Below are 13221 nucleotides of genomic sequence, written 5' to 3' on the forward strand. Positions count from 1 at the left end.
GCTGGCCTTTTGCTAATTGAAGCTTAGAAGACATTCAGCGGGTAGTCGACAATTACCCGGTATTCATCCGTGTCGACATCCTGTGGCGAGGGGGCAAGCCCCTCGCCACAGGGTTCTGTGTGATTAGACCGGTAAATGAATGCCGAACGTATTCATCCCATGATCACTGCGCACAAACACATCCCCGCCATGCATCAGTGCAATCGCCTTGACGATGGCCAGCCCCAGGCCATGATTGTTGCCACTGTTGCTGCGCGACGCATCGACCCGGTAAAAACGCTCGAACAGCCGCGGTAAATGCTCGCTGGCAATCGGCGACCCCGGGTTGGCGACGCCGATGCTGACTTGATGCTCTTCGACTTCGATCCGTACCTGAATCACTTGCCCAGGCCCTGTGTGCTGCACCGCATTGCTCAGCAAGTTGATCAACGCCCGGCGCAGATGAGCGATCTCGATTCGCACTTGCGCATCGCCACTGACTTCAACCTGAACCTGCGCATCCTCAAGGATGAAATCCAGGTACTCCAACGTTGTCGCCACTTCATCGGCCAGTGAAGTGGACGTCAGTTTGGTGGCCTTGCTGCCCTGGTCGGCGCTGGCGAGAAACAGCATGTCGTTGATGATCGAGCGCAGCCGTTCGAGCTCTTCGAGGTTCGATTGCAGCACTTCGAAATAATGCTCGGCTGAACGCCCGCGTGTCAGCGCAACCTGGGTCTGGCCGATCAAGTTGGTCAGCGGCGAGCGCAGTTCATGGGCCACGTCGGCGTTGAACGATTCCAGGCGCGAGTAAGCCTGTTCGACCCGCTCCAGGGTGGCGTTGAACGAATTGACGAACTGGTTCAATTCCGGTGGCAATGGCGACAGTTGCAGGCGCCCGGACAACCGCGGTGGCGCCAGGCGCTGGGCTTCCTGCGACAACTTGATCAGCGGCTTGAGGCCGATCCGCGCCACCCAGTAACCGAGTAGCGAGGCCAGCAACACCCCAATGATCGCCAGGCTGATCAGGGCGATCAGCAAGTGGTGCTGCGTCTCGTAAAAGGTTTCGGTGTCGATGCCGATCATGAAGCGCAGCGGCGGACGCTGGTCCTTGGCCGGCAACTCGGTGACCAGCACTTTTAGCGGGTATGGATGGTCGGGCAACACCATGTCACGCATGCCCAACGGGCCTTGGGCGAAAGCGCGGATCGACGCGTCAGGTTGGCCGTATTCATAACCGGGGTTGCCGCTGACCACCCAAAAGCGAATGCGCTTGTCTTCTTCGCTCAGCAGCTTGAGCTTGGCGTTGATCTTCACCCAATGCTCGGGCGTGCCATAACGGTTGAGCGCTGATTCGAGCACGCTGTACCGTGCATCGAGTTCGGCTTCGGGCAGCAGGCCCAAACCCTTGTCGACCTGTTGATACAGCGCACCGCCGATCAACAGAAACACCAGCAGCGCCACGAGCGTAAACATCCCGCTCAGGCGCAGCGCGATCGAATTACTGGACACCACGGCTCTCCAGCACATAACCCATGCCACGAATGGTGTGCAGCAGTTTCTCGTCGAACGGCCCGTCGAGCTTGGCCCGCAGGCGTTTGATCGCGACTTCGACCACGTTGGCGTCGCTGTCGAAATTGATGTCCCAGACCATCTCGGCGATAGCGGTTTTCGAGAGGATTTCCCCTTGCCGCCGCGCCAGCACGCTGAGCAGCGAAAACTCCTTGGCGGTCAGGTCAAGACGCGTGCCGGCGCGGGTGGCCTTGCGGCTGATCAAATCTATCCACAAGTCGGCGATGCTCACTTGTACCGGTTCATGGCCACCGCTGCGACGGGTCAGCGCTTGCAGGCGCGCCACCAGTTCGAGAAAGGAAAACGGTTTGCCGAGGTAATCGTCGGCGCCATCGCGCAGGCCTTTGATGCGGTCTTCAACCCGCTCGCGGGCGGTGAGCATGATCACCGGGGTTTGCTTGCGTGCCCGTAAGGCCCGCAACACGCCGAAACCGTCGAGGCCCGGCAGCATGACGTCGAGGACAATCACGGCGTAGTCGCTTTCCAGCGCCAGGTGCAGGCCTTCGACGCCATCGCGGGCCACGTCCACGGTGTAGCCCTGTTCCGTCAGGCCTCGGTGCAGATAGTCCGCGGTTTTTTCTTCGTCTTCGATAATCAGAACGCGCATGACCCCGCCTCAGTCTGTTGTCGCCTGCACCGATATCGGTGCTGGGGCTGGTTTAGGCCGATGGAATAGCCGCTCAAACCATAAGTATATGACCGGCGTGGTAAACAGCGTCAGCGCCTGGCTCACCAGCAAGCCGCCGACCACCGCGATGCCCAATGGCTGGCGCAGTTCGGCGCCGGTGCCATAGCCGAGCATCAGCGGCAGGGCCCCGAGCAGGGCGGCGAGGGTGGTCATGATGATTGGCCGGAACCGTGTCATGCAGGCCTCATAGATCGCCTCTTCCGGCGGCAGGCCTCGGTTGCGCTGGGCTTCCAGCGCAAAGTCGATCATCAGAATGCCGTTCTTCTTGACGATGCCGATCAGCAGCACCAGCCCGATCAACGCCATGATCGAAAAGTCCTGGCCGCAAATCCACAGCATGATCACCGCACCGAGCCCCGCCGAGGGCAGGGTCGAAATGATCGTCAGCGGGTGCACGAAGCTTTCGTACAGCACGCCAAGAATGATGTACACCGCCACCAGCGCCGCCAGAATCAGCCACGGCTGGCTGGCCAGCGAACTCTGGAATGCCTGGGCCGCGCCCTGGAAATTACCGCTGATGGCCGCCGGCATGCCGATTTCTGCCTTGGCCTGGTTGAGCATGATCACCGCGTCGCCCAACGCGACGCCCGGTGCCAGGTTGAACGACAGGTTGGCCGCCGGGAACATGCCGTCATGGGCGATGGACAGCGGGCCGATGGTCGGCGCATCGAATTTCGCCAGCGCCGAGAGCGGCACCATTTCTCCGCTCAGGGGCGAGCGCAGGTAGAAATAGTTGAGGCTTTCGGCCTTGCCACGTTGCTTTGTGTCGAGTTCCAGAATCACGTTGTACTGGTTGGTCTGGGTCTGGAATTCGTTGATCTGCCGCTGGCCGAAGGCGTCGTACAGCGCTTCGTCGACATCGCTGGCGGTCAGGCCGAAACGCGCCGCCGCGCTGCGATCGATGCTGATGTGGGTGATGCTGCCGCCCAGTTGCAGGTCGTTGGAAATGTCACGGAACGCCGGGTTGCTGCGCAGTTTTTCCGTCAGGTGCTGGGTCCAGGTGCTCAGGAGTGCCCCGTCATTGCTCTTGAGCACGTATTGGTACTGGGCGCGGCTCGGGCCGGAACTGAGGTTGATGTCTTGCCCGGCGCGCAGATACAGCACGATGCCCGGGACTTTCATCAATTGCGGGCGAATCCGGTCGATGAACTGGCTGGCGGATACGTCACGGTCGCCGCGTTTTTTCAGCGAAATCCAGAAGCGTCCGTTGGCGATGGTCTGGTTACTGCCCGAAACGCCGACCGAGTGGGAGAACGTCTCGACGGCGGGATCGGCGGCGACGATCTCGGCCATCGCCAAGTGTTTTTTCACCATGTCGCCGTAGGAAATGTCAGCCGCCGCTTCGGTGGTGCCGAGGACGAAACCGGTGTCCTGCACCGGGAAGAAACCCTTCGGAATGAAAATATATCCCGCGACCGCCAGGCTGAGGGACAAGCCAAACACACCGAGCATCAATTTCTGATGGGCGAGGGCGTGGCGCAGGCCTTTCTCGTACCACGCCAGCAAACGCTCGCCGAAACCCGGTTTGCCATGGGCGCGATGCGCCGGTGCTCGCATAAATAGCGCGGCCAGGGTCGGCGCCAGCGTCAGGGACACCACCACCGAAATCATGATGGTCGAGGTGGCAGTCAGGGCGAATTCCTTGAACAGTCGCCCGACCACGCCGCCCATGAACAGCAACGGAATGAACGCCGCCACCAGCGAGAAGCTTATGGAAACCACGGTAAAGCCGATCTCGCCGGCGCCCTTGATCGCCGCCTCGCGCATGCCGTCGCCGGCCTCCAGATGACGGTGAATGTTCTCCACCACCACAATCGCATCGTCCACCACAAACCCGACGGACACCACAATCGCCACCAGCGTCAGGTTATTCAGGCTGAAACCCATGATGTACATCAGGGCAATACTGGCGGTCAGCGACACACCGAGCACCGCTGACACGATCAGTGTCGCTGACAACTGGCGCAGGAACAGCGCCATCACCGCCACCACCAGCAGGATCGCGATCAGCAGAGTGACTTCCACTTCATGCAACGAGGCGCGGATGGTCTGGGTGCGGTCGATCAACACTTTGACCTGCATCGAGGCCGGCAGCATGGCCTCCAGCGTTGGCAAGGCCGCTTGAATACGGTCGACGGTCTCGACGATGTTGGCGCCCGGTTGGCGGAAAATCACCAGGTTCACCCCCGGCTTACCATCGGCCCAGGCCTGAACGTAGGCGTCTTCTGAACCGTTGATGACTTTGGCCACATCCTTGAGATGAACCGGTGCACCGTTCTTGTAGGAAACGATGAGTTGGCTGTATTCCTCGGGATGGAACAACTGATCGTTGGTGGACAAGGTCGAAATGCTCGACTCGCCGTACAACGCACCCTTGGCCAGGTTGAGGCTGGATTGCTGGATCGCCAGACGAATGTCCGCCAGGGTCAGGCCGATGGCGGCGAGTTTGTCCGCCGACGCTTGCACGCGGATCGCCGGACGTTGCTGACCGCTAACGTTGATTTGGCCTACGCCGTCGATCTGGCTGATCTGACGGGCGAGCAGGGTTTCCACCAGGTCACTGACTTCGGTGCCGGGCATTTGCGGCGAGTTGATGCTGAGGATCAGCACCGGGCTGTCGGCCGGGTTGACCTTCCTCCACGTCGGCAGGTTCGGCATGTCTTTGGGCAGTTTGCCGGCGGCGGTGTTGATCGCGGCCTGGACTTCCTGGGCGGCGGTGTCGATGCTTTTGTCGAGGGTGAATTGCAGGGTCAGGATGGTCGAGCCCAGGGCGCTGCTCGAGGTCATCTGGGTCACGCCGGGGATGGCGCTGAATTGCACTTCAAGCGGCGTGGCCACCGACGAAGCCATGGTCTCCGGGTTGGCGCCGGGCAGTTGCGCAGCCACCTGGATGGTCGGGAATTCCGCTTCCGGCAGCGGTGCAATCGACAGCCGTGGAAAGGCGATCACCCCCAGCAGCACCAGGGCAAAGGTCAACAGAACCGTCGCCACCGGATGATCGATGCACCATGCGGAAATCGAACCATGGCCCTTCATGGTTTCGGCTCCGACCGGACCACTTGCGGTGGCTCAGTCAGTACCTGAACCGTCGAGCCGGGTTTGAGCCTCGATTGGCCGTCGCTGACCAGCACGTCGCCCGGCTTCACGCCTTTGATGATGTCCTGGCCGCTGCCTTGGTAAATCATCTGTACCTGAACGACTTCGACCTTGTCGCCGTTGACCCGGTACACGAAGTGTTGATCGAGGCCACGTTGTACGACGGTGGGCGGCACCACCAGTGCATCTTTATCCAGCGCTGTCTGAATCTTTACCGTCACTAGCAGGCCCGGCCAGAGTTTCTGACCGGGGTTGTCGAATTCGGCCTTGGCGCGGATGGTGCCGGTGTTGGCATTGATCTGGTTGTCGATCAGGGTCAGGTGGCCTTCGCCCAGCAGGTTGCCGGTTTCGCCGTCGGTGTCGGCACCGATGTAAGCCTTGACCGGCGTGTGCTGTGGATCGTTGATCAGGCCCTGCAGGATTGGCAGCATTTGCTGCGGCAGGGAAAACTCCACGGCGATCGGGTCGATCTGGGTCACCGTGAACAAGCCTTGGGTGTCGGTCATGCGCAGGAAGTTGCCTTCATCCACCGTGCGAATACCGACGCGACCGGTGACGGGCGAGCGAATCTGTGTGTAGGAAAGCTGCACCAGAGCGGCATCGATCGAGGCCTGATTGCCTTGGGCAGTGGCTTTGAGTTGATTGACCAGGGCTTGTTGCTGGTCGTAGGTCTGTTTGGACACGCCGTCGTCGACGCTCAGCAGTTTGTAACGTTTGAGGTTGACCTGCGCCACTTGCAGTTGCGCCTGACTTTCGCCCAGTTGCGCTCGGGCCTGGTCGAGGCTGGCGCGGATCGAACGGTCGTCGATGGTGGCCAGCAGGTCACCTTTGTTCACCCGTTGGCCTTCCTTGACCAGCAGTTGGGTGAGGATGCCGTCGATTTGTGGACGCACCACCACGCTGTGCAAGGACAGCACCGAGCCGATGCCGCTGACGTAGCGGGGTACATCTTTTTCGACGACGCTGACCACCCGCACGGGAATGGCGGTGGAGGTGGTCAGTTTGGTCGTGGCGGGTTTGGCGGCGTACCACACGCCCAGCACTGCCAGGACGATCAGAAGGGCGGCGAACAGGGCGATTTTTTTCTGAATTCGCATGCGAGTGGGGCGCCGGGCAGAGTGGTCGGAGTTATGTCAGGTTCATACCCTCCTTTATAAACCTGTTAGCCCGTCAGGAGAGTGACGGGTAACTGACGGCGCTGTCAGTTTGGACCTCTTTGGATTGATGCTGATTCCCCGTGATCTCGCTCCACTGTAGGCGCGAGGCTTGCCCGCGAAGGCGGCAGGTCGGTCAGCACAAAACCCGACGGACTCGCTTGCTGCGTGAAGCTTGCGGCTCCCGACACAGGTATACTGCCGTCTTTCGCGGCTCGCCTACCGGGCCCGACTCTTTGAGCATCACCCGGAGCTTTCATGACTTCCCCGACACAACCGCCGGCTGCCGACGCTTTGAGCGACGACCAGGCAGATCTGCCAGACAGCGTCGACTCCAGCGCAGACAGCGAAACCAAAGCGGCGATTCCTGCGTTCAAGTTTCCGTTCAAGCCGGGCGAACTGGCCGCGGCGAAGAATGCCAGCCAGCCCTGGTACAAGAACGGCGCCAAGAACGGCCACACCAAGACACCGGGTGCAGCGCCTCCTGGTACCCGTCGTTCGATGGGTAAGCGCTGAGTTCTTACCTCTGCGGTGCCTGATCTATCGTCATCGCGAGCAGGCTCGCTCCCACAGTTGATCTTCATGAGACACAGCTATTGTGTACGACGAAATCCACTGTGGGAGCGAGCCTGCTCGCGATGAGGCCATTAAATACAACATACCCTCTGGCTCATGCCGCCCGCAGCGAAATAAACGCATAGTTCAGCGGCGCTTCAGTCGCCACCAGCGCCCCGGCCGCCTGCACTTGCCCGGCAATATCATCGCCCGATACGTGAAATACCCATTCACCGCCAGCTCCCGCCAGTGATTGCTGCGCCACCTGATCAATGACCATGGCAAACGCCGTCATGTCCGGCAGATAAGCGGTAAAGCCATCACCCTTCAGCGCTGTCGTCCGAATCCCCAATAGCGCGCAAATCGCATCCTTGGTCTGAATCTCATCGCGATCCGCCTGCCGGGAGCGCTGGATCAATCCCGCCAGTTCCTGATCCACCAGCTCACCACCGATGATCAAATCCGGCCCTGTTTCCCACGACTCGGGCGGGCATTCCTTAGCCGTCGGGTTGAGCGGGATGTGCGGATTGATTTCCATCGGGTAGATGCGGCACACCAACGGTCGACGTTCGTAGATGCGACAGAGGTTGTCTTCGTCAAGATTCCGGCAAGGGCCGACGTTATAGGCGGCAAAGGTGATCGCCACATGCGCCTCGCAGGCGCCGCTTCGAACCACCACCGAACGGCGCTCGGCGTGTTCGCGTTGTTGCGCTGGCAGGCCCAGGCCATTGGTGAGGAAGGCTTCCACCAGCACGATCACCTGACCGCCATCGGCCGCCCACATACGGGCTTCGGCCAGTGTCAGGGGCACATGGTGGTCGGTGCAGCATTTGCCACAACCTACGCAGGAAAACGGTGTATTCATTGAACGGCCAGTGACCTGTGAGGATATGAAATGGCGACAAAAAGCCACCGTAAAGGCCTGTGTCGAAGCAAGTTATGCGCCAGTCACTGCGCTTTTGCCGTTGGGCGGATCGAGTCCCATTCGGTCACGTAGGTGGTTTTGCTCTTCTTGTTGTAGAGGCACAGTTCGGTGCCTTGCTGGCCTTTCATGTGTTTTTGCGGGTACTGGCCTTGCAGCAGGAGCGCGGTGTAACCGACCCGGTCATCGAACTGCGCGGCGTTGCCGACGGGTTTGGTGTTCTTCAGGCCGCTGGCCTGTGTGCAACTGGCGAGTACGGCTTTGTCGTAGGCGGCCCAGGCGTCGGGGCTGGAGGCGTGGGCCTGGGTGGCGAGAGTGGTGAGGCAGAGGACGGTCAGGGTGGTGGTTTTCATGATCAGGCATCCTTGGCGTGTAGTGGTCGGGGTCGGAGTATGCCTGATGGTTTGATGTTGGTTGTGCGGGGCTCTTCGCGAGCAAGCCCGCTCCCACAGTGGATTTTCGTTGTACACAAAATGTGTGTTTCATGAAGATCAACTGTGGAAGCGGGCTTGCTCGCGAAGGCGGTGTGTCAGACAGGCACGGGCTCCCGGCGGACTACATACATCCCGGCACTTTCATACAAACGCTGCGCCCGAAGGTTGTTTTCAAGCACCTTCAGATCCACAAAACCTTCGCGGCGCTGCTGAAACACCTTGAAAGCATGCAGCAGCAGTGCGCGGCCAAGTCCAAGGCCTTGAGCGCGCGGATGCACCACCAGGTTTTTGATATAGGCACTGGTCCAGCACTGGGCGACGCCGACGATACCTTCGGCATCCAGGGCGATGAAGCACAGTGTCGGGTCGTATTCGGGATCGGTTTCGAAACGTTGTTGCCAGACTTCCAGCGCCGGCACTTGACCGCCGCCGTCGAGATGGCCCAGCGCCATCAAACGGTGGGCGGACTCGGCGAGTTCCGGGCGGTACTCGGTCAGTTCAACCCCGTCTGGCCAGTTGATGGCTGGCACAACCTCTGTCAGGTTGCGCCGCATCAGCCAGCAAAACGCCTCGGCCAACACTCAGTGACCTTGTTCGGCGACGGCCCTGGCCGCCTCGATCAGGCACCTGGTCAGTTCCGGCGAGGAGAACTTGGTCAGCACCCCGTTGGCCCCGGCCAGTCGAGCCTTCTCGCTGTTCATCGCGCTGTCCAGCGACGTGTGCAGCAGTACATAGAGGTGTGAGAAGTCCGGAGTTTCCCGCAATGTGCGAGTGAAGGCGTAACCGTCCATCTCCGACATTTCGATGTCCGAGACGATCAGGTTGATCTGCTGGGCGGTGCCTTGCAGGTCCAGCAGGCAATCGATGGCTTCCTTGGCACTGCGGGCAGTGTGGCATTGCAGGCCGAGGTTGCGCAGGGTGTGCACCGATTGTTGCAGGGCGACCTGGCTGTCATCGACCACCAGAATCCGCGCATTGCCCAGGACTTCAGCCTCTTCCATGCTCAGTTCGGTCGGGGTCATTTCGATCTGCGCCGGCGCGATGCCGTGGATGACCTTTTCGATGTCCAGCACTTGCACCAGAGTGCCATCCACCGAAGTCACGCCGGTGATGTACGAGCGCACACCGCCGGAGCCGAAGGGTGGCGGGCGGATGTCGGTGGTCAGACAGTGGACGATTTTGCTCACCGCCTGAACGTGCAGGCCCTGCTTGGAGCGGCTGACGTCGGTGACGATCAGGCAGCCACCGTTGGGGTCTTCCAGGGGGCGCTCGCCGATGGCGCGGCTCAGGTCGATCACCGACAGCGACGCGCCGCGCAGGGTGGCGATGCCTTTGACGTGGGGGTGCGACTCCGGCAGCTTGGTCAGCGGCGGGCAGGGGATGATTTCGCTGACTTTCAGCAGGTTGATCGCCATCAGCTTGCCGCTGCGCAAGGTAAACAGCAGAAGCGAAAGTGAGTCTGCGCGGGCTTTATTGGAAGACATAAAAACCTTCTGTGGAGAAAGGTGATGGGCGATTACGAGCATCGGCAACAGCTATCGATGCCGGGTTATCGACTTGTCGGGGGCAGGCTTTAGTGCCAATAAATGTTGAGTAGATCAAAAGATCGCAGCCTTCGGCAGCTCCTACAGGGGATTGCGGTCAATGTAGGCGCTGCCGAAGGCTGCGATCTTGGCTTATTTCATGCCCAACCGCTTGGCCATCCGCCCCAGATTCGCCCGATCCAGACCCAGCTCCCGCGCCGTGCTGGCCCAGTTGTGCTGGTGCCGTTCCAGGCAAGCGCTGATCAGTTGGCGCTGATAATGCTCGGTGGCCGCACGCAAATCCCCTGAAACCACCTCAGCCGCCGGCGCGGCAACCACCGGCTCCGGCGCGTGCTCAACGCTGCCATTGGGCAAGTCCAGATCCGCCGCGCTCAAACTGAGAATCTTCGGCCGTTCCTTGCAGTTACCCAAGGCTTTCAATGCACTGCGGCCAATCAAATGCTCCAGCTCCCGCACGTTCCCTGGCCAGCCATACGCCAGCAGGGCCGCTTGGGCATCGCTGGTCAGGCGCAGGCTATTGAGGCCCATGCGTGAGCGGTTTTGCTCCAGGAAGTAGCCGCTGAGCAACAGCACATCCCGACCGCGATCCCGCAGGGCGGGCACCAGCAGCGGGTAAACGCTGAGGCGATGATAGAAGTCGGCACGGTAGCGACCGCTGCGAACTTCCTCGGCCAGATCGCGGTTGGTCGCTGCGATCAGTCGCACGTCGACCTGATGTTCCTTGTCCGATCCCAGTCGCTGCAATTGCCCGCTCTGCAACACCCTCAGCAATTTAGCCTGCACCGTCAGTGACAGTTCGCCCACTTCATCGAGAAACAACGTGCCACCATTGGCCAGTTCGAACTTGCCGCGACGATCGTTCGTCGCCCCGGTGAAGGCTCCGCGCACATGGCCGAACAGTTCGCTCTCCACCAGGGTGTCCGGCAGGGCGGCGCAGTTGAGGCTGATGATCGGTTTGGCGGCCCGTGGCGACGCCGCGTGGATGGCCTGGGCCACCAGCTCTTTGCCGACCCCGGTTTCCCCGGTGATCAGCACCGTCAGGTCGCTGCCGCCCACCAGGTTGATCTCTTCCACCAAGCGTTTGTGAGCCTTGCTCTGGCCGATCATTTCGCGGTTTTGCTGGCCGCTGGCCTGACGGTAAACCTCGGCGCGCTGGTGTTCGTCTTCGGCGCGATTGGCCAGCCGTTCGATGCGCTCGGCGGCGTTGACCGTGGCGGCGGCGAGGCTGGCGAAGGCTTGCAGGGCATCCAGCTCGATCGGTTCGAAGCGTTCAGGGGCGAGGGCGTCGAGGGTCAGCAGACCCCACGGGCGCTCGTCGATAAACAACGGGCAGCCCATGCAGTCGTGGACTTCCAGGTGATCGTGCAGGCCATCGACCAGGCCGTCATAAGGATCGGGCAAATCGCTGTCGGCGGCGAAGCGAGTCGGGCCGGAACTGCTGAGCAGCGTTTCGAACCGCGGGTGTTCGCTGACCTTGAAACGTCGGCCGAGGGTGTCGGTGCTCAACCCGTCCACGGCCAGCGGCACCAGCCATTCGCCGTCGAGTCGCAGCAGGGCGGCGGCGTCGCAAGGGAGTAGGGCGCGCATGGCTTCGAGCAGGCGTCGGTAGCGCTCGCCTTCGGGCAGTTCGCGGGACAGGTCGGAAACCAGGGGCAGCAGAGTGGTGAGCAGTAGTTTTGCAGTCATAATGACTCCGTGTAGTCGGTGTGACTATAAAGCGTCGTGTGTCCATATGACTACTTTGTTTTTAACTGGTTGATTTATAACGTTTTAATTGTTGGCATGGAAACTGATACGTAAGGGTTATTCATATAAAGCCCAGGAGTCGCTCTTATGCTTAGCGTTCAAGACCGTGCCATTGTCAAGTCCACCGTGCCGCTGCTGGAAAGCGGCGGCGAAGCGTTGATCACTCACTTCTACCGCATGATGCTCTCCGAATACCCGGAGGTCCGTCCGCTGTTCAACCAGGCCCACCAGGCCAGCGGCGATCAGCCTCGCGCCCTGGCCAATGGTGTCTTGATGTACGCGCGGCACATCGACCAGCTCGATCAGTTGGGCGACCTGGTGGCCAAGATCATCAACAAGCACGTGGCTTTGCAAATCCTCCCGGAACATTACCCGATTGTGGGTAGCTGCCTGTTGCGGGCGATCTCCGAAGTGCTGGGCGAAGAGATCGCCACGCCTGAAGTGATGAGCGCGTGGGGTGCGGCTTACGGTCAATTGGCCGAGATCCTGATCGGCGCCGAAGCGAGCATCTACGACCAGAAAGAACAGGCTCCGGGCGGCTGGCGCGGGGCGCGGGAGTTCATCGTGGCGGCCAAGGTCGAGGAGAGCGCGGAAATCACTTCGTTCTACTTCGAACCGGCGGACGAGGGCCCGATTCTCGCGGCAGAGCCTGGACAGTACATCGGCATGAAACTGATCCTCGATGGCGAAGAAATCCGGCGTAACTATTCGCTGTCGGCGCTGGCCAATAAGGGCCAGTACCGCATCAGCGTCAAGCGCGAAACCGGCGGCCGCGCCTCCAACCATCTGCACGATCGATTGCATGTCGGTGCGAGCATCATGCTGTTCCCGCCCTCGGGCGAGTTCACCCTGACCGCCAGCGACAAACCGCTGGTGCTGATCAGTGGCGGCGTGGGCATCACCCCGACGCTGGCGATGCTCGAAGCGGCGCTGGCGACCGAGCGGCCAGTGCATTTTATCCACTGCGCACGCAACGGTAGCGTTCATGCCTTCCGCGACTGGATCGATGGCCTGGCCGAGCGTCATCCGCAGCTCAAGCGTTTCTATTGCTATGCCGAAGACGATGGCGTCAGCCCGGCGGCGGACAAGGTTGGCCTGTTGAGCCAGGAGCAACTGGGCGAATGGCTGCCGCAGCAGCGCGATGTGGATGCTTACTTCCTGGGGCCTAAAGGCTTCATGGCGGCGATCAAGCGTCACCTCAAGGCCTTGGGGGTGCCGGAGAAGCAAAGCCGTTATGAGTTCTTCGGGCCGGCCGCGACGTTGGAATAAACCTGTAGGCGACCGGGAAACCGAGTTGCCTTCATCGCGAGCAGGCTCGCTCCCACATTTGATCAGCGTACGACGCGGTCACCTGTGGGAGCGAGCCTGCTCGCGAATGGCCACGCCACGGTCCTGATTCGTAAAAAACACTTAAAGGTTAATCCGTTCTTAACCGGTTTATCGTTCATTCCTCCAATCTCCGCCAGCCAGTTCAAGGCTCTCAAAGGTCAGGGACAGCGTGTAGACTTGCGGGCAATTGATATTTAGAAGGGAA

General features: G+C 60.7%; 11 protein-coding genes. 2 read left to right on the plus strand and 9 right to left on the minus strand.

What is annotated here, in order from left to right; all coding sequences use genetic code 11:
• Positions 1–123: 123 nt before the first annotated feature.
• Genes QMK51_RS05400 through QMK51_RS05415 form a run of 4 tightly spaced genes read right to left on the minus strand, consistent with a single transcriptional unit; the run spans position 124 to position 6429 of the window.
• Complete coding sequence (locus QMK51_RS05400) at positions 124–1488, minus strand: heavy metal sensor histidine kinase (protein ID WP_320393358.1); 1365 nt, start codon at positions 1486–1488, stop codon at positions 124–126.
• Positions 1478–2155, minus strand: coding sequence for a heavy metal response regulator transcription factor (locus QMK51_RS05405; protein WP_007943491.1), 678 nt, complete (start codon positions 2153–2155; stop codon positions 1478–1480). Before QMK51_RS05405 ends, QMK51_RS05400 begins: the two co-directional genes overlap by 11 nt.
• A gap of 9 nt (positions 2156–2164) precedes the next feature.
• Complete coding sequence (locus QMK51_RS05410; protein ID WP_320393359.1) at positions 2165–5272, minus strand: multidrug efflux RND transporter permease subunit; 3108 nt, start codon at positions 5270–5272, stop codon at positions 2165–2167.
• Positions 5269–6429 (minus strand): efflux RND transporter periplasmic adaptor subunit, encoded by a 1161-nt coding sequence (locus QMK51_RS05415; protein ID WP_320393360.1) that lies wholly within the window; start codon positions 6427–6429, stop codon positions 5269–5271. Before QMK51_RS05415 ends, QMK51_RS05410 begins: the two co-directional genes overlap by 4 nt.
• Positions 6430–6744: 315 nt before the next feature.
• On the opposite strand from QMK51_RS05415, the gene QMK51_RS05420 reads away from it, so the two are divergent.
• Positions 6745–7002, plus strand: coding sequence for a hypothetical protein (locus QMK51_RS05420; RefSeq protein WP_258699157.1), 258 nt, complete (start codon positions 6745–6747; stop codon positions 7000–7002).
• Between the two features lie 154 nt (positions 7003–7156).
• Here QMK51_RS05420 and QMK51_RS05425 read toward each other — a convergent pair whose 3' ends face one another.
• The 5 genes from QMK51_RS05425 to norR form a co-directional block, all read right to left on the minus strand.
• Positions 7157–7906: a YkgJ family cysteine cluster protein gene (locus QMK51_RS05425; RefSeq protein WP_320393361.1), complete on the minus strand. Its 750-nt coding sequence runs from the start codon at positions 7904–7906 to the stop codon at positions 7157–7159.
• Positions 7907–7989: 83 nt separating this feature from the next.
• The gene (locus tag QMK51_RS05430; protein WP_320393362.1) at positions 7990–8316 is read right to left on the minus strand and encodes a hypothetical protein; all 327 of its coding nucleotides are present in this window, start codon (positions 8314–8316) and stop codon (positions 7990–7992) included.
• Positions 8317–8492: 176 nt separating this feature from the next.
• The gene (locus tag QMK51_RS05435) at positions 8493–8951 is read right to left on the minus strand and encodes a GNAT family N-acetyltransferase (RefSeq protein ID WP_320394481.1); all 459 of its coding nucleotides are present in this window, start codon (positions 8949–8951) and stop codon (positions 8493–8495) included.
• Between the two features lie 27 nt (positions 8952–8978).
• Complete coding sequence (locus QMK51_RS05440) at positions 8979–9881, minus strand: chemotaxis protein CheV (protein WP_258699160.1); 903 nt, start codon at positions 9879–9881, stop codon at positions 8979–8981.
• A 192-nt stretch (positions 9882–10073) separates the two neighbouring features.
• Complete coding sequence (gene norR, locus QMK51_RS05445) at positions 10074–11627, minus strand: nitric oxide reductase transcriptional regulator NorR (RefSeq protein ID WP_320393363.1); 1554 nt, start codon at positions 11625–11627, stop codon at positions 10074–10076.
• Between the two features lie 147 nt (positions 11628–11774).
• On the opposite strand from norR, the gene hmpA reads away from it, so the two are divergent.
• Positions 11775–12956 carry an NO-inducible flavohemoprotein gene (gene hmpA / locus QMK51_RS05450; protein ID WP_320393364.1) on the plus strand — a complete coding sequence of 394 codons (1182 nt, stop codon included), beginning with the start codon at positions 11775–11777 and terminating at the stop codon, positions 12954–12956.
• Positions 12957–13221 lie beyond the last annotated feature (265 nt).

Origin of the sequence: Pseudomonas sp. P9_31, assembly GCF_034008235.1 — a bacterium.
Classification (GTDB): Bacteria; Pseudomonadota; Gammaproteobacteria; order Pseudomonadales; family Pseudomonadaceae; genus Aquipseudomonas.

What these genes read in the sequence shown, in the direction of transcription:
- QMK51_RS05405 (WP_007943491.1), bottom strand. Translation starts at nt 2,155, where the DNA reads ATGCGCGTTCTGATTATCGAAGACGAAGAAAAAACCGCGGACTATCTG.
- QMK51_RS05410 (WP_320393359.1), bottom strand. Translation starts at nt 5,272, where the DNA reads ATGAAGGGCCATGGTTCGATTTCCGCATGGTGCATCGATCATCCGGTG.
- QMK51_RS05415 (WP_320393360.1), bottom strand. Translation starts at nt 6,429, where the DNA reads ATGCGAATTCAGAAAAAAATCGCCCTGTTCGCCGCCCTTCTGATCGTC.
- QMK51_RS05420 (WP_258699157.1), top strand. Translation starts at nt 6,745, where the DNA reads ATGACTTCCCCGACACAACCGCCGGCTGCCGACGCTTTGAGCGACGAC.
- QMK51_RS05425 (WP_320393361.1), bottom strand. Translation starts at nt 7,906, where the DNA reads ATGAATACACCGTTTTCCTGCGTAGGTTGTGGCAAATGCTGCACCGAC.
- QMK51_RS05430 (WP_320393362.1), bottom strand. Translation starts at nt 8,316, where the DNA reads ATGAAAACCACCACCCTGACCGTCCTCTGCCTCACCACTCTCGCCACC.
- QMK51_RS05435 (WP_320394481.1), bottom strand. Translation starts at nt 8,951, where the DNA reads ATGCGGCGCAACCTGACAGAGGTTGTGCCAGCCATCAACTGGCCAGAC.
- QMK51_RS05440 (WP_258699160.1), bottom strand. Translation starts at nt 9,881, where the DNA reads ATGTCTTCCAATAAAGCCCGCGCAGACTCACTTTCGCTTCTGCTGTTT.
- norR (WP_320393363.1), bottom strand. Translation starts at nt 11,627, where the DNA reads ATGACTGCAAAACTACTGCTCACCACTCTGCTGCCCCTGGTTTCCGAC.
- hmpA (WP_320393364.1), top strand. Translation starts at nt 11,775, where the DNA reads ATGCTTAGCGTTCAAGACCGTGCCATTGTCAAGTCCACCGTGCCGCTG.